22 protein-coding genes, 5 tRNA genes and 1 pseudogene are annotated in these 24,786 nt (G+C 34.2%); 19 read left to right on the top strand and 9 right to left on the bottom strand.

The window, feature by feature from the left end:
- Window positions 1-89 precede the first annotated feature (89 nt).
- Window positions 90-1,634 carry a multicopper oxidase family protein gene (locus Q0K76_RS02535; protein WP_294610777.1) on the bottom strand — a complete coding sequence of 515 codons (1,545 nt, stop codon included), beginning with the start codon at window positions 1,632-1,634 and terminating at the stop codon, window positions 90-92.
- A 1,117-nt stretch (window positions 1,635-2,751) separates the two neighbouring features.
- Between Q0K76_RS02535 and Q0K76_RS02530 the strand changes: the two genes are divergently transcribed.
- Together Q0K76_RS02530 and Q0K76_RS02525 are read left to right on the top strand one after the other, a co-directional pair.
- A complete protein-coding gene (locus Q0K76_RS02530) occupies window positions 2,752-3,678 on the top strand; it encodes a hypothetical protein (RefSeq protein ID WP_294610776.1) in 927 nt (308 codons plus the stop codon).
- 780 nt (window positions 3,679-4,458) lie between these two features.
- Complete coding sequence (locus Q0K76_RS02525) at window positions 4,459-4,890, top strand: hypothetical protein (protein ID WP_294610775.1); 432 nt, start codon at window positions 4,459-4,461, stop codon at window positions 4,888-4,890.
- A gap of 12 nt (window positions 4,891-4,902) precedes the next feature.
- Here Q0K76_RS02525 and Q0K76_RS02520 read toward each other — a convergent pair whose 3' ends face one another.
- Both Q0K76_RS02520 and Q0K76_RS02515 read right to left on the bottom strand, forming a co-directional pair.
- The gene (locus Q0K76_RS02520; RefSeq protein WP_294610878.1) at window positions 4,903-5,586 is read right to left on the bottom strand and encodes an IS3 family transposase; all 684 of its coding nucleotides are present in this window, start codon (window positions 5,584-5,586) and stop codon (window positions 4,903-4,905) included.
- 233 nt (window positions 5,587-5,819) lie between these two features.
- Window positions 5,820-5,987, bottom strand: coding sequence for a transposase (locus Q0K76_RS02515; protein WP_294610773.1), 168 nt, complete (start codon window positions 5,985-5,987; stop codon window positions 5,820-5,822).
- A 105-nt stretch (window positions 5,988-6,092) separates the two neighbouring features.
- On the opposite strand from Q0K76_RS02515, the gene Q0K76_RS02510 reads away from it, so the two are divergent.
- Together Q0K76_RS02510 and Q0K76_RS02505 are read left to right on the top strand one after the other, a co-directional pair.
- Window positions 6,093-6,395 carry a hypothetical protein gene (locus tag Q0K76_RS02510; RefSeq protein ID WP_294610772.1) on the top strand — a complete coding sequence of 101 codons (303 nt, stop codon included), beginning with the start codon at window positions 6,093-6,095 and terminating at the stop codon, window positions 6,393-6,395.
- 115 nt (window positions 6,396-6,510) lie between these two features.
- A pseudogene (locus Q0K76_RS02505) lies at window positions 6,511-6,723 on the top strand (IS3 family transposase); the annotation flags it as partial.
- Window positions 6,724-6,747: 24 nt separating this feature from the next.
- Here Q0K76_RS02505 and Q0K76_RS02500 read toward each other — a convergent pair.
- Entirely contained in the window at window positions 6,748-7,467 is a 720-nt protein-coding gene (locus Q0K76_RS02500) for a hypothetical protein (RefSeq protein ID WP_294610770.1), read from the bottom strand.
- Window positions 7,468-7,972: 505 nt separating this feature from the next.
- Between Q0K76_RS02500 and Q0K76_RS02495 the strand changes: the two genes are divergently transcribed.
- A complete protein-coding gene (locus tag Q0K76_RS02495) occupies window positions 7,973-8,197 on the top strand; it encodes an EexN family lipoprotein (protein ID WP_294610768.1) in 225 nt (74 codons plus the stop codon).
- A gap of 245 nt (window positions 8,198-8,442) precedes the next feature.
- Entirely contained in the window at window positions 8,443-8,832 is a 390-nt protein-coding gene (locus tag Q0K76_RS02490; RefSeq protein WP_294610767.1) for a hypothetical protein, read from the top strand.
- Window positions 8,833-8,955: 123 nt separating this feature from the next.
- Here the strand turns inward: Q0K76_RS02490 and Q0K76_RS02485 are convergent, their stop codons facing one another.
- Window positions 8,956-10,152, bottom strand: a complete 1,197-nt coding sequence (locus Q0K76_RS02485) for an MFS transporter (protein ID WP_294610765.1) — start codon at window positions 10,150-10,152, stop codon at window positions 8,956-8,958.
- A gap of 155 nt (window positions 10,153-10,307) precedes the next feature.
- On the opposite strand from Q0K76_RS02485, the gene Q0K76_RS02480 reads away from it, so the two are divergent.
- Window positions 10,308-10,625 carry a MerR family transcriptional regulator gene (locus Q0K76_RS02480; RefSeq protein ID WP_294610763.1) on the top strand — a complete coding sequence of 106 codons (318 nt, stop codon included), beginning with the start codon at window positions 10,308-10,310 and terminating at the stop codon, window positions 10,623-10,625.
- 263 nt (window positions 10,626-10,888) lie between these two features.
- Here the strand turns inward: Q0K76_RS02480 and Q0K76_RS02475 are convergent.
- Both Q0K76_RS02475 and tgt read right to left on the bottom strand, forming a co-directional pair.
- Window positions 10,889-10,965, bottom strand: a tRNA-Pro gene (locus Q0K76_RS02475).
- Window positions 10,966-11,037: 72 nt separating this feature from the next.
- Window positions 11,038-12,174 carry a tRNA guanosine(34) transglycosylase Tgt gene (gene tgt / locus Q0K76_RS02470; RefSeq protein ID WP_294610761.1) on the bottom strand — a complete coding sequence of 379 codons (1,137 nt, stop codon included), beginning with the start codon at window positions 12,172-12,174 and terminating at the stop codon, window positions 11,038-11,040.
- 142 nt (window positions 12,175-12,316) lie between these two features.
- Between tgt and Q0K76_RS02465 the strand changes: the two genes are divergently transcribed.
- Entirely contained in the window at window positions 12,317-12,997 is a 681-nt protein-coding gene (locus Q0K76_RS02465; RefSeq protein WP_294610758.1) for a M48 family metalloprotease, read from the top strand.
- A gap of 89 nt (window positions 12,998-13,086) precedes the next feature.
- On the opposite strand, the gene queA is transcribed toward Q0K76_RS02465, so the two are convergent.
- Window positions 13,087-14,124 (bottom strand): tRNA preQ1(34) S-adenosylmethionine ribosyltransferase-isomerase QueA, encoded by a 1,038-nt coding sequence (gene queA, locus Q0K76_RS02460; RefSeq protein ID WP_294610755.1) that lies wholly within the window; start codon window positions 14,122-14,124, stop codon window positions 13,087-13,089.
- A gap of 155 nt (window positions 14,125-14,279) precedes the next feature.
- On the opposite strand from queA, the gene Q0K76_RS02455 reads away from it, so the two are divergent.
- Entirely contained in the window at window positions 14,280-15,038 is a 759-nt protein-coding gene (locus Q0K76_RS02455) for a M48 family metallopeptidase (protein WP_294610753.1), read from the top strand.
- A gap of 114 nt (window positions 15,039-15,152) precedes the next feature.
- Window positions 15,153-15,716 carry a hypothetical protein gene (locus tag Q0K76_RS02450; RefSeq protein ID WP_294610751.1) on the top strand — a complete coding sequence of 188 codons (564 nt, stop codon included), beginning with the start codon at window positions 15,153-15,155 and terminating at the stop codon, window positions 15,714-15,716.
- A 91-nt stretch (window positions 15,717-15,807) separates the two neighbouring features.
- On the opposite strand, the gene Q0K76_RS02445 is transcribed toward Q0K76_RS02450, so the two are convergent.
- The gene (locus Q0K76_RS02445; RefSeq protein WP_294610748.1) at window positions 15,808-17,022 is read right to left on the bottom strand and encodes a pyridoxal phosphate-dependent aminotransferase; all 1,215 of its coding nucleotides are present in this window, start codon (window positions 17,020-17,022) and stop codon (window positions 15,808-15,810) included.
- 147 nt (window positions 17,023-17,169) lie between these two features.
- Here Q0K76_RS02445 and Q0K76_RS02440 point away from each other — a divergent pair, with 147 nt between their 5' ends.
- From Q0K76_RS02440 to tuf, 9 genes are all read left to right on the top strand, one after another.
- The gene (locus tag Q0K76_RS02440; protein ID WP_294610745.1) at window positions 17,170-17,439 is read left to right on the top strand and encodes an ACT domain-containing protein; all 270 of its coding nucleotides are present in this window, start codon (window positions 17,170-17,172) and stop codon (window positions 17,437-17,439) included.
- Between the two features lie 36 nt (window positions 17,440-17,475).
- Window positions 17,476-18,831, top strand: coding sequence for a PFL family protein (locus tag Q0K76_RS02435; protein ID WP_294610742.1), 1,356 nt, complete (start codon window positions 17,476-17,478; stop codon window positions 18,829-18,831).
- A gap of 206 nt (window positions 18,832-19,037) precedes the next feature.
- The gene (tcdA, locus tag Q0K76_RS02430) at window positions 19,038-19,832 is read left to right on the top strand and encodes a tRNA cyclic N6-threonylcarbamoyladenosine(37) synthase TcdA (RefSeq protein WP_294610739.1); all 795 of its coding nucleotides are present in this window, start codon (window positions 19,038-19,040) and stop codon (window positions 19,830-19,832) included.
- Window positions 19,833-20,112: 280 nt separating this feature from the next.
- A complete protein-coding gene (gene adhE / locus Q0K76_RS02425) occupies window positions 20,113-22,806 on the top strand; it encodes a bifunctional acetaldehyde-CoA/alcohol dehydrogenase (RefSeq protein ID WP_294610736.1) in 2,694 nt (897 codons plus the stop codon).
- Between the two features lie 163 nt (window positions 22,807-22,969).
- Window positions 22,970-23,045: transfer RNA gene (locus tag Q0K76_RS02420), tRNA-Thr, on the top strand.
- A 33-nt stretch (window positions 23,046-23,078) separates the two neighbouring features.
- Window positions 23,079-23,163 (top strand) — tRNA-Tyr (locus Q0K76_RS02415).
- Window positions 23,164-23,219: 56 nt separating this feature from the next.
- Window positions 23,220-23,294 (top strand) — tRNA-Gly (locus tag Q0K76_RS02410).
- A gap of 3 nt (window positions 23,295-23,297) precedes the next feature.
- Window positions 23,298-23,373 (top strand) — tRNA-Thr (locus Q0K76_RS02405).
- A gap of 184 nt (window positions 23,374-23,557) precedes the next feature.
- Window positions 23,558-24,742, top strand: a complete 1,185-nt coding sequence (gene tuf, locus Q0K76_RS02400) for an elongation factor Tu (RefSeq protein ID WP_294610733.1) — start codon at window positions 23,558-23,560, stop codon at window positions 24,740-24,742.
- Window positions 24,743-24,786: the final 44 nt, after the last annotated feature.

The raw sequence follows: 24,786 nt of genomic DNA, 5'->3' as shown, positions 1-24,786 counted from the left end.
ACATTATAGTGTAATAAATATTGTTGCAATATAATTCCCTTTATCTAGCAATCAATGCTGTTAAAAACAGATAAAGGGAAAGTACATTTTTATTTAACCAACAATTGCCCCATCATACCCAATGTTTCATGTTCTATAATATGGCAATGATACATACGAATACCTGGTAGGTTTTGCTGTAGTTTTATAGTGATTTTTTCTTTTGGACGCAGATTAATGGTATCTTTTAATGCTACGTAGTCTGGTAATTTCTTGATACCGTTTAGCTCGTGAGATAGCACCGTAAATTGTGTGCCGTGAATATGGAAGTTATGATCCATATGTGAATTATTAAAAATTGTCCATTCTTCAACATCATGAATATTGCTTTCAAGATCTATTCTATTCATATCATGTCGTTTACCATTGATCAAAAATAACACGCCTCCACGAGGCTGATTCATATCCATTACCTCGGTATATTCAAGTGATTTATGGGCAACAGCCGGTCCCAATGTTGGTAATTGGCGTAGGGTTGTTGGTAAATTAATCGAATCAGATTTATGAAGTTCTAACTCGCCAAGTATGATATCTTGCTCTGGTGCCACATTCCCCATTTTACTACGATCATAAGCCAATGATTGTAAGTAAACAGAATCTGTTTTTTGTGGAATAATAACTAATTCAGCTCGTTCAGCTGGTGTGAGTAATAGTGGTTGGCTGAGTAAATAAGGTTGAGCAATTAATCCACCATCTGTACCAACTAAATAAACGTCACAATTTGGGATTGAAAGATTTAGATAACGCCCTGAACAAGCATTCCATATTCTTACTCGTGTCGCTGAGTTAATTTTTATTTTGGGTCGGTAAGCACCATTGATTAGTACAAACTGGCCTTCACGTCCATTCATCCAGTCGACCATCGAGTTATCAGCAATCTCCCCTTTTTCGGTTAATTTCAAATCTGAGAAAAACCAATTTAGTTCAGGTAGTGAAGCAAGAGGATCATTTTTACTGCGTACAATAAATAAACCTGCTAATCCACGAGCAACTTGTTCTGCAACTGTTTCATGTCCATGTGGGTGATACCAATAAGTTCCAGCGGTACCTTTGGGAATAGTAAATTCATAGATTCGACTATTATTGGCTGGAATTTCATCTTGAGGATTTCCGTCTTGATCTGCTGGTACAAGTAAACCATGCCAGTGTACAGTGGTTGGTTGGGGAAGGCTATTTTTGACTTTAATTTTGACTTTATCACCTTCAAATACTTCTATAACTGGCCCTGGAATTGTGTTGTTATAAGCCCAAAACTCGGTAGTAATTTCTGGCGTTAAAGTTATTTTTACCGGTTTAGCCTCAATACTTGCTTCAAAAACACCTTGTTGATGACTGGTATTTTTCAATAGGTTTAATTTTGGTAAATCAATGCCTTGTGGTAGAGCAGAAGTTGGTAATAATTTTTGTGGCATTTTATCAGCCATTTTCATATGCATGTTATTCATACCTCCCTTATCGCCTGTGTCACAATTGTTGGAATTAATATCACAAACCATGCCTGACATAGTTGAGTGATCCATTTTAGCAATAGCTCTGGTTACGGCTAGGCCTACTAATGCTGTCGTAGTATTCATTAGAAAATTTCGACGTTTCATAATATTCCTATAATTATTCATTAAATTAAACAATAACGGTTTTGATCGTAGTGATAAAAACCAATAACGATAGATAATCATCATTGTGTTATTGACGTTTTTACTTACTTCTATTGTTCATTTATAACCAACTTAAGCAAATCTTGGTTGTTTTAACTCAGGAATAAATTTTTGGTAAATCAGCACGCGATAAATCTCATGATATAATTAGATACTATTGTCGCATTTACAACATAATGATTTATTAAAGCACAATCTGATACGGTATTTTGATGGTAAAAAAACGATTTTGTGACGAAAAGAAGCTATTTTATTTGCCTTAAAAACAAACTATATGCAAAATTGCAATCAATTAAAGGCAAAATAACTATTCCTGATAAATGCCATAAAGAATAACTAAACAAAAATAGAGATGCTGCTAACACAACAATCATATTGAACTGCTTTTTATTAATGACATATTACTATCAGTGCAACGATTATTTTACTGAAAAACAAATCAAAATAATATGTTTTTTAAATATATTTACAATGAATATTGAAAAGTAATAATATTCATAAACTATCTATTTTGTTGCGTTATCCAACTGATTTGTCTTAGGGCTAACATCATTCTTTGCTTTCAGGGCTTTGCTTGTAGACGCCTGATACCGTAAGCCTGATAATTGTTATTAAAAACTTGCCCCACTTTTGCACAGTCGTTGTGGTGGTTGTTCTTTGCTTTAATTACCATTGATGATAGAAGCGAGTTCTTGTTATCTTTAAACACCGACATAATGCGCGTAAGCTATATTGATGTTAATTGTGTGTAATTAACTCGATTTTCGTTCTCCTCGGCGCAATGATTGCCTTGAACAGTAAAGAGCCGGTGGTTTGATTCAGCTTTATCCACTTATCCAATACTGAAGTTAAGCCATACTGGGCAACGATATCTGTTTGTTTTATAACATTTTGAAATAGCATCACCATCTGTTTTTTAAACTTGTTAGTAAAACTATGTTTTTCCCTTCCAGACAAATTGATTGTTATTGTTGTTACCTTATTTATATTTTGTATGTCATAACAATGGTCTTATAATATCGGTACTAATGAGTGTGGATATACCTATGGTAACGAAATGAAACTATATATTTTTATTTTTGCTATATTTTCATGCATTGCTAATGCTGCAACTATTCTTGAAACAAACACATATTTAATAAAAATTGATTCAAATTGTGAAGAAGGAAATGTGGCATGTGGAGATGTTTCTTATACAAGCATAAGAAAATCTGATGGTGTAAAAGTTCATTTAAAAGGAAAGACTCTTAATAGAGACTGTGAAAAAAGTACATGTGACTTTTACGGCTATATTTTTAAAAATGGTAACAATACATATACTATTTATTCAAGATCTTCAGCGTCATTGACTATTGAGGAAAATGGAAAGGTTGTATTAGATGAAGATGGGGTATTATCCTCTGATGTCAGTTTGTTTGATAACTTCAAAACGAATAAAGTAGAAGATATAAATCTTAAAAAGCATGTTATTTATGAGTTTAAACAATACCCTGAAAATATCTTATCAGAAAATTACTCATTAAATGATTTTTTTAAAGATAACGGAGTTGTTTATGATGAAGATAATAAATTAAATAAACTATTTAACGCTAACACCATGTTAAAAGGACCGATTAAGCATAGGAAAAGTTATAAAGGCAATGCCATATTTTTCAAAGAAATTGATAATAATAAAAATTTAAAATTACTCTTATTTAGTTATTGGGATCATAATGATCAGGACGCATATTTAAATCTACCAACAATAGAACTACAAATTTTTGATAACAATTATTCTTTTCTAGACAAAATGATTATTGTTGATGGTGCTTCCGCAGAGTGCCCCATTAAAAAAACATTTAAGATTTATGACGATATGTCGTTTGATATTACAGATACAGAAGGGTGCTGGGATATGGAAACTGATAAATTTATATTAAATATGGAAAAACACACAACTTATACTATTAACTCAAATGGTAGAATTCAGGAACGTGCTAATTAATATAGATTTAATAATTATTTCCAAAATTAATACGCTAAGAAAGAATGTTCACATATTTTAATACTAATAAGATAAAACCATCGAGTTTTGTCTTCATTTGTGTTTGATAATTTAACGTTGAATAAGACTATTATAATTCAATCAATCCACATAGTGATCAAATTGCAGCCGAAGCCATTCAAGTCAATAAAAAATCATGTTTGATACTAATTTGGGTGAAAACCGTATTAAATGTTATTTCGTCTATCCCAATGTGTATTTGATGCTTTAGATAGTTTTTTCAATATTGGAGCATCGAGGCTAGTTAAAAAAACAAAATTGAGGGTTGTTTTTTAAATTCAATGGGAGGCAGGAGCCTAGCGAAAAATGTAATAGGTTTGATGTAACTCCGTTGTCATACTTAAGCATTGACCTTTTACCAATTCAGTTTTAATGATTTTAAATATTGCTTTTGTAACCGCATTATCATAATGACAACCTTTCTTGCTTAATGAATGTGTGATATTAAATGTCCTAAAACAATCATCTAACAACTGATTATCAAATTCCGCGCTCCTTATCTGAATGAAATAAATTCAGCGAGGATAATGGCTGTTTAATTTGGCTTAATGCCTATATGACGACCATTGCTGTTTTATGTTTAGCAATATGATAACCCATAATCTGTCTGATAATTTTACCTTACTCATGGAAAATTGTATGGCTATCTAGTATATTAAAATACTGGATATAATAGAAACAAAAATGGAAAAATATCATAGCAGGTTTTAAGGAAATAGGATGATAAAAGCATTACTTTTAATATTTTTATTGTTTACTCAATTTGTTTTCGCCACTGAAAGAAGGGGTGATATATTAGTTGACGCCAATATATTAAAAAAACAGAATCCTGAAAAAATAATATTGGATGGAGAAGTTTATGCAGATTTAAATAATGATAATTTAATTGATACAATTAAATATTCTTATAGTGTTTCACCCCCCCCTACAGCCTGTGTTAGTGAAGATTGTGTAAAAAAAAATGAATTATCTTCTAATCCTATTTTAACTTTTGATATATTTCTTAATGGATCAGATACAGAAATTTCTGGTAATTATATGTGTCAATATATAGGTATTTTAAAAACTACACATAATGAAATGAAAGATATATTCTGTGGTCCATCTTATATATTAGAGTGGAGCGGAAGTGATTATGTATTAAAAAATTAGCCTTTTAGAGAGTTAATTGTTGATCCTCGCCAAACGAAGGCGATTATAATAAATTTCAATATATTCAAATAGTGCTTTATTTGCTAATTCCCTCGTTTGGTAGTAACAATCATGAATAATATGCGTTTTTAGTGTATGAAAGAAGCTTTCAGCAACCGCATTATCCCAACAATTTCCTGCCCGACTCATACTTTGTTTAAGTCCATAGTGTAACACTAACTGTTTAAAATCAGCACGACAATATTGGCTTCCCCAATCACTGTGAATTAAGACATTTTTAAGAAAAGCACGTCGAAATAATGCTTGTTTTAATGCCTGACAGACTAAATGGCGGTTAATATAACGACTTGTTTGTCGAGCAATGACTTTACGTCCATATAAATCAATAATCACGCACAAGTATAACCAACCCTCACCGGTTTTGATGTAAGTAATATCACTCACCCAGACAATATTAGGTTTATCCGGGTTAAACGCTTTATTTAACTTATTTAGCACCACATTATGACCGCTACCCGAATCGGTTTTATACTTGAATTTGCGTGCCGCTTTACTGCGTAATCCTAAGTGTTGTAAAACACGACTTATTGTCCTCTCTGAGACATGATACTCTTTATCCCTAGCATCATGAACTAAGCTCGGCGCCCCTAAACGAGCTTTATAATACCAATATTGCTTATTAATATGCCCGGCCAGTGCTGTTGACTTAGCTGGGTCTTTTTAACCAAGCGTAATAACCGGACCGACTCACATTAAGTAACTGGCAGATTAAACTTATCCGGTAATGAGATAACTGTGTTTTCATATAACTGTACTTTATCGACTTGGATTGTTGATAAAGTACACCTGTGCCTTTTTTAGTATTTCATTCGCCATTTTCAATTCTTTGTTTTCTTTTTCAAGCGCAATAATACGTTGCTCTTCTGGCGTTAATTCACCTCGACTGGTTTTGTTGGGGCAAGTTGCCTTACCCATTTATCGAGAGTTGATTTACCTACGCCAAGATGGTTGGCTAGTTCACTTATTGAAAGGTGTGCATTTGTTAGTAGGAAATCAACAGATTGTTGTTTGAATTCAAGACTAAATTTTTTGACCATGATATTTTTTCCTATGATTTTTATTTATATCATAGAGGAGACTTCTGTCTACTTTTTTGGCGAGGATCAATTGAAGTTTCAAATATTATAACAGAGGAAAATAAAATGGCTGAATTTACTAAAATAACGGAACAAAGAGTTCGTCATATTTCAGGTTATGAAGTCTATTCTGCGGGAAGAGATTATATTGGTTATAAAGATGCTTGTTCAACATATAAAATATATTATGAATTTGGATGGGATAAAACTTTCGAAAAAGGCATTGAGTATATCTATATAAATTCAATCTATGATGAAAACCTAAATCTGATTATTTTGAGTGATAAAGATAGGCAAAATCTGATAGAAAAAGTTGTAAGAGCCGAAACATTTATGACTAATTTTCGCATCGTTCTTGTTAGTAGATAATCAACGGATTGTTGTTTGAATTCAAGAATAAATTTTTTGACCATGATATTTTCTCCTATGATTTTTATTTATATCATAGAGGGGATTTCTGTCTACTTTTTGGGCGAGGATCACGGTTGCTGAAAGCTTCTTTCATACACTAAAAACGCATATTATTCATGATTGTTACTACCAAACGAGGGAATTAGCAAATAAAGCACTATTTGAATATATTGAAATTTATTATAATCGCCTTCGTCGTCATTCTGCCAATGGCTGGATATCGCCGCAGCAATATGAAAGGCAGTACTACCAACACAACAAGATTATAGAGGTGAGCACTGTCTGATATTTTGGCGTGGATCACACGTACTTAGTATTTAAATGCAGGTTTTTCATCATAACTGATTAAATTTAGTTCTCCATTTAAGAAGTTATAATATCTAATACGATAAACATGTTCTAAAACATTATTATTGGCATCTGTTTCTGTATCCCCAGTTATGCCCGAGATAATAAATAGTGTACTATCTAGCTGATAGTTAAGGTCAAAGTTATTTTCTTGATTTTCATCCTCTGTCAAATAAGGATTCGGAAAACTTGTGACAAATTTACCTGTGTTACTATCAATGATTTCTCCACAAATTGACCCACCTCCACATCCATAAATTGATATGTGATAATGTCCGGCAAAAGTGGCAGTATGTTTGCTTGTATTATTATTTACTACTTCAGTAACCGGATAGTCTGAAAATTTCAATCTTATCGTCATTTCTTCTGAATTATCTCTACAATTATATTTGCACTCTATCAATTCATATGTATTTAATTTTTTCTGAATTGAGTTATCATCTTTATATTTGAGTTTTAATGTTTCTAATAGTTGATCTGTTCCTTTACAATATTTATCAAGCTCTTCATTTATATTTCTAGCATTATCTATATTAGGTTCACCTGATATTTCGCCTCGAAAATAGTCACATTGCTCTCTTTTTTCTATGAAACTACTAATATCCTGAGGATATGATTCTTTAGCATAAACTCCTTGTATAGAAAAAATTACTAGCAATAATAAAATTAATTTTTTAAACATTTTTATTTCCTTTAAATTCAACTTATTTAATGATTATCGACCATTTTCCGACCAATGAGGTGCGAGAGAAACTAATTTCAAGATATTTCAACATATTATAACCTCTACCTATTATATAAAGATCTGAATTTCCAGCGCCTATTCTGAGCTTTGAATAAGTTATTAATTAGTAACAGTATTATAAGGTTATTGTTATGATAATCGAATCTTTTTGGTACTAAGAGAGTGGACATACTATAATTTCTATATCCAAATATAAACGCCACAGTTAACATCCTTTAACTGATTTACTTTTCAAACTTTTATCCTATATGAGTTAACTAGCCCATCGTATATTCAAATTATCTCAAATGTCTATTTTTATCATTATTATTTTATTTTCAACTAGTTACTTATGATCGCTAACGCCGATCAATAAATACTCAATTGATCGTTTTAAACAATTAGACTAGATCGCTAAAAAAATAAACAATATATCCACCAATTATTAGAAATGGAATAAACAATGAACAAATTAGTGATACTTACTGTACTCTTAGGGGCATTTACTTTGTCGGGTTGTAATGAAAAAACTTATACTGTCTCAGACTTTAAAAATAACAAAGAACTACTAGATGAATACCGTCAAAAATGCAAAAACGGCGAAATAGATGGCAATAGTTTAAATTGTGAAAACTCACACAAAGCATTAATGAGCCAAAATAGAATTGATAATGCAAGTTGGAACTAAACCAGTTTCTAATCTTTTAACATTTAAATCTAAATCTAAATAATCTTGCAAATATTTCAGATGTATTTTCATTGATTTTTTAATTAGCTTGCTCTCTATATTTTATATTCAATATTTTGAGCAAGCTGTTTACCATAGTGTTCTCTATTAACTGCTAACAGAAGTGGGGACAGAGTTTGCCAAAAGCATTAATTGGATGATTAATTGCTTAAATGTGTTATTTTCTATTAGACATTGAGGTCTATATGCCTAATTTTATAAAAAAAACATTTGGAGGATTAAAAACTAGTTATTTGATCCGACAATATTTATTTGGTTTGATTTTTGCCATACCTTTGCTCAGCATTGTTATTGGTGGTTTTAAATATCCTGAAAGTATATATGCAATTATATATATTCCAATATTGTGGATTTTATATCCCTACTCAAGATTTGTTTATGAAAGTGTGGCAAGCTATATAATGGGTGATAATATACTTATTACAGATACCAGTATATTTGTTGTCGTAAAACTAATGACCATGGGAATGTGTTTTGTATTTTCTATTTTTATTGCACCTTTTGGGTTATTGTATTTATATTTTCAGATGTCTAAATTAGAAAAACAATCAAAAGGTAATTCTGAAAAGGGTTGATTGTAAAAAATATAGTCTACTAATTAAATAAGTAAATTTATGAAGTGGCAGTTGCAAATTACTATGGTGAGAAAGGTGTGGAAATCTCAAATATCAAACTATATAAATATACTAATACTATTTTTAAGAAGAAATGCTTTGTTTTAGTTTTGCTACACTAACTCCAATAATGAATAACATAGCGGTGATGAATAAGACTAAAAAATTCATATTAATATAGTTCGGAAGCAGCGATCCTAAACTAGCACCAATAAATAAGATGCAGGTATAAAGCGAAACAGCCACACCTCTATTTTTTGGGGTTGAAAATAAGGATGAACAAGTAATCATTGATGGAATAGCAAGCGCAATAGATGAAACATAAATTAAATGGACTAAAGGTAGCAAAGAATTGGTTGCAATAAACCTATAGATAATTAAAAAATGCACGGCGAATGTAATAGACATCATCATTAGAGAAATAGCTAGTATTTTTGTGACTGCTATTTTTGAAAATAGCCATGATGATAATAATGAGACAAGCATTCCTAAAGTGGCTATTTGTCTTAGTTGGGCGACACTTATTGATATATCACTGTTAAATGAATTTATAAATAAATATAAAGCAACAAAACTCATTAATACAAATAAAGCACTCCCATAAATTCTTATTAATTTTCTATCAAATAGCACATTAGGAATTTGACATAATGTTTTAATCAAAGAGACTTTTTTTGGTGATTGATTAATTTGATTAACGCTATTTTTTATTATTTTCTTACTCAAAAAATAAAATATAACACTACTAAGTACATAAATAATTCCTAAAATATACATAGATAAATTAATAGCAGTTTCAATCATAACAGACCCAAACCACTGCCCAAGTGATCCAGCTAAAAGAAAAGCACAACTAATTAATGACACTGCGCATTTACGATATTTTTCTTCCAGATTTTCAGCTAACCACGCTAAGATTACAGGTGGAAAAGATGATGCAAAAAAACCTTGTAAACAGCGCATTAAAAGTAAATAGCCATAGTTTTGGTATAAAGGAAGTATAAAAGTAATTATAGCAAGTGATAAAAGTCCACCTTGAATAATATTTTCTCTACCGAATTTATCAGATAAAGCCCCCCAAACAAGAAAACCAAAAGCATAGAAAATACCAAAGCAGGTTGTTAGTTGAGCAACACTCTCTTGTGATACAGATAAAAAACTAGCTAAATTAATTGCAACGGGAAGAAATATGTATAGAAGTGTTACCACACACAGTGCGGTAAAAGGAATTAGACTTAAGCTAATCAAGCTTGTACTTTTTGCTATTTTTTCATTATGCATGACATCACCTAAAAATACATTTTTTGTATTAAAAATACTTTAATTGTAGTTATACTACAATTAAAAGGTTTTAATGTCAATCAATGGCGATTTGGTTCAAAAAAATAGGGACTGTGTTAAAATATGAATAGCTTTAAACAAGAGGGTCATTAGTTTTGAAAAAAACAACTTTATCGAATTCCTACAATGATTTTCTTTCTCAAGTGAAAGTGGGTATTAGGGAAGTATCTGATATAACAGGAATTACAGTTAGACAACTGAGATATTGGGAAGAAAAGAAAATCATTACATCCGTTGATCCGAATTCAAGTACACGCCAATTCACTTTAGCTGATATAAAGAAAGCGATATTAATTAAAGAACTTATCGACGATGGTTATTCTCTTGATGGTGCAGCAGCAAAAATTGAAAAGCGTCTTGAAAGCATCAATTCATTAATGGATTTAATTGATCTGAAATCGATAGAACAATGAATAATGTTTGATACTAAATTAAAATAGCATAATAGTATTTAACTAATTTCTGATAGTAAAGGTATTATGAAGAACAATGAAATTGTGTAAAAGCGTGGTGGCCTTGAGCGAGGATGACTCGCAATTACATGTTCGCCCTATGGGGTGCTGCTAAAGCAACGTTGACTTGCCGTGCTCGACTTGAATCTCTTGTCAGTTCGAATCTAGTTGAAACTGATTAAATAAAAAAGCCCACTCAAAGAGTAGGCTTTTTTATTTAAAATTGGTCGGCGAGAGAGGATTCGAACCTCCGACCCACTGGTCCCAAACCAGTTGCGCTACCAAGCTGCGCTACTCGCCGTTAGGAAGCGCATAATACTGCGCTAACGATTAAGTGTCAATAGTTACTATTGAAAATAATGCGAGTAACTTTTTATCGTGCTAAAGGTGTCGGTGTTTTACCTATGCGTTGATAAAATTCAGCCACGAATGCTTCGTAACGTTGGTTTGCGACAGCATCGCGAATTTCTGCCATTAAACGTTGATAATAACGTAAGTTATGAATTGTATTTAAACGAGCTCCCAAAATTTCTCCACATTTATCTAGATGGTGAAGGTAAGCTTTAGTGTAATTTTTACAGGTATAGCAATCACAATGTGGATCGAGTGGTGTAGTATCATCTTTATATTTTGCATTACGAATCTTAATCACCCCATCAGTGACAAATAGGTGACCATTACGTGCATTACGAGTTGGCATGACACAATCAAACATATCAATACCACGACGTACACCTTCAACTAAATCTTCTGGTTTGCCCACACCCATTAAATAACGGGGCTTATCTGCTGGCAATTGGGGGCAGGTACCTTCTAAAATGCGATGCATATCCGCTTTTGGCTCGCCAACTGCTAATCCCCCTACTGCATAGCCATCAAAACCAATTTCCGTTAATCCTTTAATTGAAATATCGCGTAATTCTTGATGGATACCCCCTTGTACAATACCAAATAAGGCATTTTTATTACCTAATTCATCAAAACGTTTACGGCTTCGTTTTGCCCAGCGTAGTGACATTTCCATCGATTTTTTAACGTAATCCCAATCGGCTGGAAATGGTGCACATTCATCAAAAATCATCACAATATCAGAACCAAGATCGTATTGAATTTCCATTGATATCTCTGGAGATAAGAAGATAGCATCACCATTAATAGGATTACGGAAATGGACTCCTTCCTCTTTAATTTTGCGGATCTCGCCCAAGCTGAAAACTTGAAAACCACCAGAATCGGTTAAAATAGGGCCATGCCACTGCATAAAGTCATGTAAATCACCATGTTTACGCATAATCTCTTGACCAGGTCTTAGCCATAAATGAAAAGTATTACCTAATAATATTTGTGCACCGGTTGCCGCAACTTCTTCTGGCGTCATGCCTTTTACTGTACCGTAAGTGCCAACAGGCATAAAGGCTGGAGTTTCAACAGTATATTCAATTCCACGGCGATCAAATTTCATTCTTCCCCGACGGGCTAAACCATCAGTATTATCTAATTCAAATTTCATTTTTGTTGTGTTAACCTCTTGCGACCAAATAAACAGTTTGGCGCGAATTGTTGTTATAATACGCTCACGTATCATTAATTTGCGGCGCCTAGTTTAACGTGCCTTATTTGAATAAACAATATCTGCTGAGGTTTTGGAACAATTGAAATATATTATTATACCTTTGTTATGTTTATTAATATGTTTATCGATTGGTTGTCAAAATCAAAATACACATAAACCTTTACTAATTTCATCAGAACAAATCAGAATGTTTTCTGAAAGTGATATTTTGGCAATTAGTAAACAAGCCTGCGCCGAGTCGGATAATAAGGCAATTATTCTTGCGGATTCTCATGCGCTTAACTATCGTTTAAATTCAATAACTAAAACGTTACCTAATACTGTGAAAAACATTGATTTAAATTACAAAGTTTATTTAGATACACAACCAAATGCTTGGTCGACGGCTAATGGTTGCATACGAGTAAATAGTGGATTGATTAAATTACTAACGGATAATGAGCTGCAAGCGGTATTAGCCCATGAACAAGCGCATATAGCACTTAAACATGCGATAAAGTTGTTTAAACAGGCTGCTTATATTGAAATTACTAATAAAGCTGATGAAATTGTCGTTATGATGCAAAAAGACATTGTTCAACAATATGAAATTGATGCTGATAATTACGCACTAAATTTGCTAATTAAGGAAAAAATTGATCCGCAAGGATTGATTAATTTTTTACACAAAATACCGTTTCATCCCTCAGAACAACTCTCATCACATCCATCAACGGTGGAACGAGTCAATAATCTTTTAGAAAAATTGCAGATGCAATAATTTATAGATGATTGTTAACAATTTAATTTATCAATCAAGTTTTAGGTCACTAAAACTTGATTGGTTGTGACTAACATTGCTTTAACGTCTTATTTATGATTTTGACCAGTAATAAACATGGCATCACCATAGCTAAAAAATCGATATTGTTCTTTAACAGCTTGTTGATAAGCATGCATGGTATTTTCATAACCAGCAAAAGCGGCAACCAGCATAATTAAGGTAGATTCTGGTAAATGGAAGTTGGTAATAAGCGAATCTATCACATTAAAATGATAACCTGGATAAATAAAAATCCGGGTATCAGCAAAAAATGGCATAATTTTTCCGGTTTGTTGTGCCGCGCTTTCCAGTGCTCTAACAGATGTTGTGCCAACTGCAATAACTTTATTACCACGAGCTTTACATGCTAAGACCGCATCAACAACCGAAGTTGGCACTTCAGCATATTCAGCATGCATAATGTGTGTTTCAATATTTTTGACTCTTACCGGTTGAAATGTACCTGCTCCAACGTGCAAAGTGACAAAAACCATCTCAACATTTTTTTGTTTGAGTTTTTCTAATAAAGATTCATCAAAATGAAGTCCAGCTGTTGGTGCGGCAACAGCTCCTGGTTTTTCACTATAGACAGTTTGATAAAGCTCTTTATCCGCATCATCATCAGGACGATCGATATAAGGTGGCAAAGGGATATGACCAATTTTATCTAAAATGCTAAGTACATCATCCGGAAATTGTAATTCAAATAAAGTATCATGTCTGGTTAACATGACCACTCGAATGGTTTCATTTTCACCTAATAATAATTCTGTACCGGGTTTAGGTGATTTTGAAGCTTTGATATGGGCAAGTGCGCGATTATTGTCTAATAAACGTTCAATCAAGATTTCGATTTTTCCACCTGACTTTTTTTTACCATATAAGCGAGCAGGAATTACTTTGGTATTATTAAAAACCAGTAAATCACCAGGATTAATTTTATCAATAATATCAGTAAAAACTCCATGTTCTATCTTTCCTGTACTACCATTAAGCGATAAAAGTCGACATGCACTTCTAGTCGCTGCTGGATGTTTGGCAATAAGTTCTTTGGGTAATGTGAAATTAAAATCGGATAGCTGCATATTCTTGAACCTTTAAAAAAGAGGCGATAGTCTAAATCCCATGCTATCACTACGCAAGCAATTATTTGTTGATTATTATTTGAGTTGAGTTAAAATTCCTTCTGCTTAACAGAAGTGAGCATAAAACGAATTATTACTTATATAAGGAAAATAGTATGAAAAAACATCAAAAAACATTGTTAATTGCACTACCTTTAGTTGCTGCAATGTCACTAGTAGGTTGTAAAAATATGAGTGCTGATAGCTTAAGCGATCTTGGCATGAAATCTTTCAAGGCTGCAACCCTAAGTGATGATGATGTGAAATCATTAAGTGCACAATCATGTGCTCAAATGGATGCCCAATCTAAAGTAGCTTCAGCCAAAAGTAAATACACTAAACGTTTAAATAGAATTGCCAAAAGTCTTGGTAAAAATATAGATGGAACCCCAATTTCATATAAAGTTTATATAACTAAAGATGTGAATGCATGGGCTATGGCCAACGGTTGTGTTCGTGTTTATAGTGGCTTAATGGATATGATGACTGATAACGAAATTCAAGGTGTATTAGGTCATGAATTGGGTCATGTTGCTTTAGGTCATAGTAAAAAACGAATGCAAGTAGCTTATGCAACCGAAATTGCTCGTGATGCAGCAGCTGCATCTGGTAATGCTGCTGTAAGTTCATTATCTCAATCATCAATAGGTGCTTTAGCTGAAGCAGTAATTAATTCTCAATTTTCACAAAAACAAGAACAAGATGCAGATAACTACTCTTTTGATTTCTTAGTTAAGAAGAAAATTAATCCACTAGGTCTTGCGACTGCATTTGAGAAATTAGGTGGTGGTGATGCATCATTATTAAGCAGTCACCCATCTTCTGCTGACCGCGCAAAAAATGTTCGTAACAAAATTGCAGATTTGAAAAAATAAGCATAAAAAAGCTATGAATTATAAAAAGCGACACTATTTAGGAGTGGCGCTTTTTTTATATTATTTTATTGGAATAAATTAAATATTATATTTAATTAAATGAAGGAGAAAATAATGGAATCTGATAAATTAACATCAAATGTTAAGACTGAGCAGATTGCTGAAATTAAAAAAGTTAGTTTTTGGATAAGCCAACTGTTTATTCTTTTGGCAACAGTTACTGGTGTTTATTTAGCAGCAAATCAAGGCTATAAGCAAGCAGTACAATTTGATAATATGAAAAGCTATAAAGAAAATTATTATCTACAAAAATCATTAAAATATGAGTTAATGGATAATATTGTTATTTTGAAAGATTATATTACTAAAAGCCAAGATAGTAGCTATTATGGTGCACGTAATGAACCATTAAATTTTTATAAATTAGTTTGGGAAAACATGAAATTTTCCTCTACAACCTTGGGAACGCCTCCAGAATTCTTACGTGATGCTCAACGTTTTTATCGTGAAGTTGATCGTATTCATACAGAAATTGCCAAAGGAAATATGGCTATCACTATTGGTATTACTAAATTACAAGAACAGATAGATCTTGTCGAAAAAGGACTTTTACCTGCATTAGATTCTAGTACTATAAAGATTGAAAAAATCTTTGAAGGTACGGATGTCATTTTATGAAAAATTTAAAGTAAAATGATTGAAATTAAAAATCCCCGATTTAAAGATCGGGTTTTTTAATTAATCACTGTTTTCTAATTTTAGAGTTTGTTTATTGTTTATAACGAGATAAAAAATTCCCTAAACGCTCGATAGCATCTTGTAGTTCACCGGTATGAGGTAAGGCAACAATTCTGACATGATCTGGTTTGTGCCAGTTAAAACCTGTACCTTGAACCAGTAGTACCTTCTCTTGTAATAAAAAGTCTAAAACTAGTTTTTGATCGTTATGAATGTTAAATTTTTGTTGGTCAATTTTAGGGAATAAGTACAAAGCACCTTGCGGTTTGGTACATGAAACACCTGGAATGTCATTAAGTAAACGCCATGCCAACATACATTGATCGTAAAGTCGCCCACCAGGAACTATAAATTCATTAATACTTTGGTAACCACCAAGTGCGCCTTGGATAGCATGCTGCATTGGAACATTAGCACATAGACGCATTGAAGCTAACATATTCAAGCCTTCAATATAGCCTTTCACATGGAGCTTTGGTCCACAAAGTGCCATCCAGCCTTGCCTGAAACCTGCAGCTCGGTAGGTTTTGGATAATCCACTCATAGTGACAACAAACAAATCAGGAGCTAATGCTGCAATTGAATGATGTACTGCGTCATCATATAAAATTTTATCGTAAATTTCGTCAGCAAAAATGAGCAGGTTATTTTGGCGCGCAATTTCAGCTATTTCTAGTAACACTTCTTTACTATAAACTGCTCCTGTTGGGTTATTGGGATTAATAATCACTAATCCTTTAGTTTTTGGAGTGATTTTACTTTTTATATCTTCTATATCCGGTGACCAGTTGGCATCTTCGTCACAAACATAATGAATAGCATTACCACCTGATAAACTTACAGCTGCCGTCCATAAAGGGTAATCCGGCATAGGAACCAGTACTTCATCGCCACTGTTTAGTAAAGCCTGCATAGATTGCACAATAAGCTCAGATACCCCATTACCAATATAAATATCCTCAACATCTAAGCTAGTAATTCCTCTAGCTTGATAATGTTGCATAATCGCTTTACGCGCAGAATAAATTCCTTTGGAATCAGAATATCCTTGTGAAAATGGCAAATTGCGAATGATATCAGCAAGTAATTCATCGGGTGCAGTAAAACCAAACGGGGCGGGGTTTCCAATATTGAGTTTAAGAATAGTTTGACCTTCTTCTTCAAGTCGTTTTGCATGCTCAAGAATTGGCCCACGAATGTCATAACAAACATGATCCAATTTATTTGATTTTTGGAAATTCATCATAATACCGCCTTTCTTTGATTATTTTGATAATTTTTATATTTTTTATTAAAAAAACAATTTACTCCTATTTAGATAATTTTTGAAGATGTTATTATAACTAACTCAATAAATATTTTAATATTGTATGAAAATCGTGCGGGGAGTGTTATGAAAACTATTTTAACGGTAATTGGTAAAGACCGAACAGGCATTATTGCTGGTATTAGCCAAAAATTATATGAATTAGATATTAATATTTTGGATGTGAGTCAAACCATCATGGATGAGTACTTTACCATGATTATGTTACTTGATTTTTCTAAAATTAAAGTATCTTTTGATGAAGTTAAAACTGCATTAATGCAAACAGGTGATAAATTAAAAGTAAAAGTAAATATTCAACGAGAAGAAATCTTTGATGCTATGCATCGTTTATAATTTGCCGTTCAATACTTTTTGGTAAGGATAATATTAATGGAAACTAAGCAGATCCTCGAAACAATTAAAATGATTGAGGAAGAAAAACTCGATATCCGCACAATAACTATGGGTATTTCACTCCTTGATTGTATTGATAGTGATGGTGAAAAAGCACGTCAAAAAATCTATGAAAAAATTACACGGCTGGCTAATAATCTTGTCAAAGTTGGAGAGGATATCTCTTCTGAATTTGGTATTCCAATCATCAATAAACGTATTTCTGTAACCCCGATTTCATTAATTGCAGGCGCGAGTAATGACAAAGATTATGTTGAATTTGCTAAAACTCTTGATGCAGCAGCAAAAGCAGTTGGCGTCAATTTTATTGGCGGATTTTCGGCATTGGTGCAAAAAGGCTACCATAAAGGGGATGAAATATTAATTAAATCTATTCCCGCAGCGTTAGCAAAAACAGAACGAGTATGTGCATCAGTAAATGTAGGGTCAACCCAAACGGGTATCAATATGGATGCGGTAAAACAGATGGGGCAAATTATTAAACAAGCCGCAGAGTTGACTGCTGATAATAGTAGTCTGGCATGTGCCAAATTAGTGGTATTTGCTAATGCGGTTGAAGATAATCCATTTATGGCGGGCGCATTCCATGGTATAGGAGAAGCTGATTGTGTCATTAATGTTGGTGTAAGTGGCCCGGGAGTGGTTAAGCGAGCACTAGAAAAAGTTAAAGGTGAATCATTTGACGTTGTCGCTGAAACTATTAAGAAAACTGCTTTTAAAATTACTCGCATGGGGCAACTGGTTGGAAAAGAAGCATCAGAACGTTTGGGCGTAAAATTTGGTATTGTTGATTTATCTTTGGCACCAACGCCAGCAATTGGCGACTCTGTTGCCCATATTTTAGAAGAAATGGGGCTGGAAGCTGTCGGTACACATGGCACAACCGCCGCACTAGCTATGCTTAACGATGCAGTTAAAAAAGGTGGCGTGATGGCTTGTGGTCATGTTGGTGGCTTAAGCGGGGCATTTATTCCCGTTTCGGAAGATGCTGGTATGATTGATGCAGTAAATAACGGCGCATTAAATCTTGAAAAACTAGAAGCCATGACTTGTGTTTGTTCAGTAGGCCTTGATATGATTGCCATTCCAGGCGACACGCCAGCGGCAACCATTTCTGCTATAATAGCTGATGAAGCGGCAATTGGTGTCATTAATCATAAAACCACAGCGGTCCGAATTATTCCAGCAGTAGGTCTTAAAGTGGGTGATAACATTGAATTTGGTGGGTTATTAGGACATGCTCCAGTCATGCCAGTTAATAAATTCAGCTCATGTGATTTTGTTAATCGTGGCGGACGAATTCCAGCACCGATTCATTCATTCAAAAATTAATTGTTAATTTATAATTGATGCTTTTGAAGTAAAAGGCATCAATTATAAACGCTATTCCTATTTAGAAACAGTGTAGATTATCTACAAATCAAATTGTGTTCTAAACCAACTACAAAAGATATAGAGATAATTACGTTTTATTATGTTTTGTAAAAAAGTTTCAGGAGAGGGTGGTGTTTAAGTATAAACATTACTAAAAATTATTTATGAATTCAGAATCCTATTTTCAACGTTTTAGTGGTATAGCCAGACTTTATGGCGAATCAGCATTACAACGCTTTTCACAAGCACATATCTGTGTAATTGGTATTGGTGGTGTGGGTTCTTGGATAGCTGAAACCCTTGCACGAAGTGGTATTGGTCAAATTACATTAATTGATATGGATGATGTATGTATAACTAATACTAATCGTCAGATTCATGCATTAAAATCTAATATTGGTAAAGCTAAAACGGAGGTTATGGCTGAGCGAATTTTACAAATTAATCCGGAATGTATTGTAAATATTATTGATGATTTTATTAATGCTGACAATGTGAGTAATTATTTAGGTACTAAACAAAAGCCTTATTATGATTACATTATTGATGCTATTGATAGCGTTCGTGATAAAGCCGCAGTATTAGCTTATTGTAAACGACAAAAGTTAAAAGTTATTACCATTGGTGGCGCAGGTGGACAAAAAGATCCAACCAAAATAAAAATTGCTGATTTAGCCAAAACTATTCAAGACCCACTAGCAGCTAAGTTACGGGAAAGGCTAAAAAATGACTATAAGCTTAATAAAGACAGTAAAGGTAAATTTGCGATACCCTGTGTATTTTCAACTGAACAACTGACATATCCAGCAAAAAATGGTCAAATTTGTTATTCTAAAAATTTAGCTGATGGTGTCAAAAAAATGGATTGTGAATCAGGGTTTGGTGCGATAGCAACTGTTACAGCAACTTTTGGTTTTGTGGCTGTTAGCTATGTATTAGATAAATTACACAAAACATAATTAGATTATTTTATCGGCTAATACTTAGCTATTTAATAAAACTCATATTGATTAATGACTTTTATATATAGAAAAAGTCATTAAAAGTTTTTTCTTCGATTTAAAAAATAACACATTAATTCCCTTCAATAACATCATTTTTTGTTCATTATATTATTGTATAAAGTAGAAAACTGATTTAGGATATCGGCAATTTCGTTTTGTAATAATGCATAAGCATGAAAATTTCATGGAAGACGCCAAACGATCCAGATTTATTTTTAATTTCAAGGAGAAATCTATGGCAGTAACCAACATGAATGAGTTAAATGAGTTAATGGTACGAGTAAAAAAAGCCCAGGAAACTTATTCAACTTATACACAAGAACAGGTAGACAAAATCTTCGTAGCGGCAGCAACAGCCGCAGCCGCAGCTCGAATCCCTCTTGCACAGCAAGCGGTTGCAGAGTCAGGAATGGGAATTGTTGAGGATAAGGTTATAAAAAATCTTTTTGCAGCTGAGTATATCTTAAATAAATATCGTCATGATAAAACTTGTGGCGTAGTGGCTGAAAATGAACAATATGGCACCATTACTTTAGCTGAACCATTAGGTATCATTTGTGGTATTGTCCCTACAACTAACCCCACATCAACTGCTATTTTCAAATCATTAATTAGTTTGAAAACGCGTAATGCAATTGTTTTTTCACCTCATCCGCGTGCTAAAAAATCAACTATTGAAGCCGCTCGTATCGTTCTTGATGCAGCAGTAAAAGCTGGAGCACCACAAGATATTATTGGTTGGGTTGATGAACCAACAATTGAGTTATCAAACAGCCTAATGCATCATCCTGATATTGCTGCTATTTTGGCAACAGGTGGTCCAGGTATGGTTAAAGCCGCGTATAGTTCAGGTAAACCTGCACTGGGTGTTGGAGCAGGTAATACGCCAGTTATTATTGATGAAAGCGCTGATTTAAAACGTGCTGTTGCTTCAGTACTTATGTCTAAAACCTTTGATAATGGTATGATTTGTGCGTCAGAACAAGCAATTGTTGTGGTTGAGTCTGTGTACAATGAAGTGCGCCAATTGCTTGGTCAATACGGGGCTTATGTCCTTGATGCTAAAGAAACCAAAGCGGTACAAGGTATTATTTTAAACGATAAAGGTGCTTTAAATGCCAATATCGTTGGTCAACCAGCAGCTAAAATTGCTGAAATGGCTGGTATTAAAGTACCATCATCAGCAAAAGTGCTTGTTGGTGAAGTAACTAAAGTTGATTTATCTGAACCATTTGCGCATGAAAAACTTTCACCTACTTTAGCAATGTTTAAAGCAAAAGATTTTGCTGAAGCTGTTGAGAAAGCTGAAAAATTAGTGGAAATGGGTGGTATGGGCCATACATCTGTACTTTACACTGATCAAGATAGTAACCGTGATCGTATTGATTACTTCGGCAGTAAAATGAAAACTTGTCGTATTTTAATTAATCAACCAGCTGCTCACGGTGGTATTGGTGATTTGTATAACTTTGATTTGGCACCATCTTTAACTCTAGGATGTGGTTCTTGGGGAGGTAACTCGGTATCTGAAAATGTCGGACCGAAACACTTAATCAACAAGAAAACAATCGCTAAGAGAGCAGAAAACATGTTATGGCATAAATTACCAAGTTCTATCTATTTCCGTCGTGGATCATTACCAGTAGCCCTTAACGAAGTTGTTGACCAAGGTGCCAAACGAGTATTTATTGTCACAGATAAATTTTTATTTGACAACGGCTATACTAAACAAATCACTGATCAACTTGAAGCAAGAGGCGCGCTTTGTGAAACCTTCTTTGATGTTGCAGCCGATCCAACATTAAGCATCGTTCATAAAGGTACTGAAGCAATGATTGCATTCAGACCAGATACAATTATTGCAGTGGGTGGTGGTTCACCAATGGACGCAGCAAAAATTATGTGGGTTCTATATGAACATCCGGAAACTAAATTTGATGAACTAGCATTACGTTTTATGGATATTCGTAAACGTGCATGTCATTTCCCTCATATGGGTGAAAAAGCCAAACTAATTTGTGTGACAACAACCTCAGGTACTGGTTCAGAAGTAACACCATTTGCTGTGGTTACCGATGATGCAACCGGACAAAAATATCCTTTAGCAGATTATGCAATTACGCCAAATATGGCAATTGTTGATGCTAATTTAGTGATGAATATGCCAAAATCACTTTGTGCTTTCGGTGGTTATGATGCAGTAGTTCACTCTTTAGAAGCTTATGTTTCAATTATGGCAAATGAGTTTTCTGATGGTCAGGCATTACAAGCATTAAGTATGTTGAAAGCTTATTTACCAGCAAGTTATAAAGAAGGTGCTAAAAATCCTATAGCTCGTGAAAAAGTGCATAGCGCTGCAACGCTTGCAGGTGTTGCCTTTGCGCAAGCGTTCCTAGGTGTTTGTCACTCATTAGCGCATAAATTAGGTGCGGCGTTTCATGTACCTCATGGTCTTGCTAATGCAATGTTAATGTGTAACGTGGTACGTTTTAATGCAACTAATAAGCCGACTAAACAAGGTACTTTTAGCCAATATGGTTACCCTAAAGCGATCCAACGTTATGCTGAAGTTGCCGATCATTTAGGATTAACCTTGTCATCAGATAAAGATGAGAAGAAAGTAGAAAAACTTATCGAATGGTTGGAAGCACTTAAAAAAGATCTCAATATCCCTGCTTCAATTAAAGAATATGGTGTACCTGAGAAAGAATTTTTAGCTGCAGTTGACCAATTATCTGTTGATGCTTTTGATGATCAATGTACTGGTGCAAACCCTCGTTATCCACTTATTGCTGAATTGAAACAAATCTATTTAGATTCATACTATGGACGCGTTTACGAAGACAAAGGTGATATTAGTGAAGATGTTGCTGTACATACCGCAGCTAAAGGCATAGCTACAACTAAGAATAAAGTAACAACAAAGTAAAAACAAAGAAATAAGTTAAAATCTTTGTATTAAACAGAATCCTGGAATAGTCGTTTATTTCAGGATTTTTTATGGTTTTGATTTTTTTTTAAGCAAACAAAATAAAATTCGTTTTTTTTACTTGCAAGGTTAAATGTTCTAGTCCATAATGCGCAGCACTTAGGCCGGCTTAGCTCAGTAGGTAGAGCAACTGACTTGTAATCAGTAGGTCGCCAGTTCGATTCCGGCAGCCGGCACCATTTTCCTAAGTAAATAAAGTTATAAAGATTCGGGGTGGGGTTCCCGAGCGGCCAAAGGGAGCAGACTGTAAATCTGCCGTGTCACACTTCGAAGGTTCGAATCCTTCCCCCACCACCATAAATCTAATATTAGCAATAGCTAATCGAAGCATTTAGGTAGCCGAGTTTGAACATGCGGGCATCGTATAATGGCTATTACCTCAGCCTTCCAAGCTGATGATGCGGGTTCGATTCCCGCTGCCCGCTCCAATCGCTGATATAGCTCAGTTGGTAGAGCGCACCCTTGGTAAGGGTGAGGTCGGCAGTTCAAATCTGCCTATCAGCACCATTCTTGTTATTCTCCTAAACTTCTAAAAATATCGAATTTGCCTGCTTTAAAGCTTGTCACTATACAGCTTTATCTGTTATTATTCAGAGCTAATTTTAAGTTAGTATTATGTTGATAATTAAATATGATACTTGGTTAATGTGGTGAATAACCACCGATTTGTATTACATTTGAGGGACAATCGATGTCTAAAGAAAAATTTGAACGTACAAAACCCCACGTTAACGTTGGTACAATCGGCCACGTTGACCATGGTAAAACAACTTTAACTGCTGCAATCACTTCTGTTCTTGCTAAAAAATATGGCGGACAAGCACGTGCATTTGACCAAATCGACAATGCACCAGAAGAAAAAGCACGTGGTATCACCATCAATACATCACACGTTGAATACGACACACCAACTCGTCACTACGCACACGTTGACTGTCCGGGCCATGCTGACTATGTTAAAAACATGATCACTGGTGCTGCACAAATGGACGGTGCTATTTTAGTAGTAGCTGCAACTGATGGTCCTATGCCACAAACTCGTGAGCACATCCTTTTAGGTCGTCAAGTAGGTGTACCTTACATCATCGTATTCTTAAACAAATGTGATATGGTTGATGATGAAGAATTATTAGAATTAGTTGAAATGGAAGTACGTGAACTTCTATCTCAATACGATTTCCCAGGTGATGACACACCAGTTATTCGTGGTTCAGCGCTTAAAGCGTTAGAAGGCGATGCCGCATGGGAAGACAAAATTGTTGAATTAGCAGAAGCATTAGATAGCTACATTCCAGAGCCAAAACGTGATATTGATAAACCATTCCTACTTCCAATTGAAGATGTATTCTCAATTTCAGGACGCGGTACAGTGGTAACCGGTCGTGTAGAAAGCGGTGTAATCAAAGTTGGTGAAGAAGTTGAAATCGTTGGTATCAAACCAACTACAAAAACCACTTGTACTGGTGTAGAAATGTTCCGTAAATTACTAGACGAAGGCCGTGCTGGTGAAAACGTTGGTGTATTATTACGTGGTACAAAACGTGAAGAAATCGAACGTGGTCAAGTACTTGCTAAACCAGGTTCAATTACACCACATACTGATTTTGAATCAGAAGTGTATATCTTAAGCAAAGATGAAGGTGGTCGTCATACTCCATTCTTCAAAGGTTACCGTCCACAGTTCTACTTCCGTACAACAGACGTAACCGGAACTATCACCCTACCAGAAGGTGTAGAAATGGTAATGCCAGGCGATAACATCAAAATGACTGTATCATTAATTCACCCAATTGCCATGGCTGACGGTTTACGTTTTGCTATCCGTGAAGGTGGCCGTACTGTTGGTGCTGGTGTGGTGGCTAAGGTTATTAAATAATTTAACTATCGATTACTCGAAAAAAGGGTATCATTTGATGCCCT

It is taken from the genome of uncultured Gilliamella sp. (assembly GCA_945271295.1).
In the GTDB taxonomy this organism is placed as follows: Bacteria; Pseudomonadota; Gammaproteobacteria; order Enterobacterales; family Orbaceae; genus Gilliamella.
This window is presented reverse-complemented; position numbering and strand designations above follow the sequence as displayed.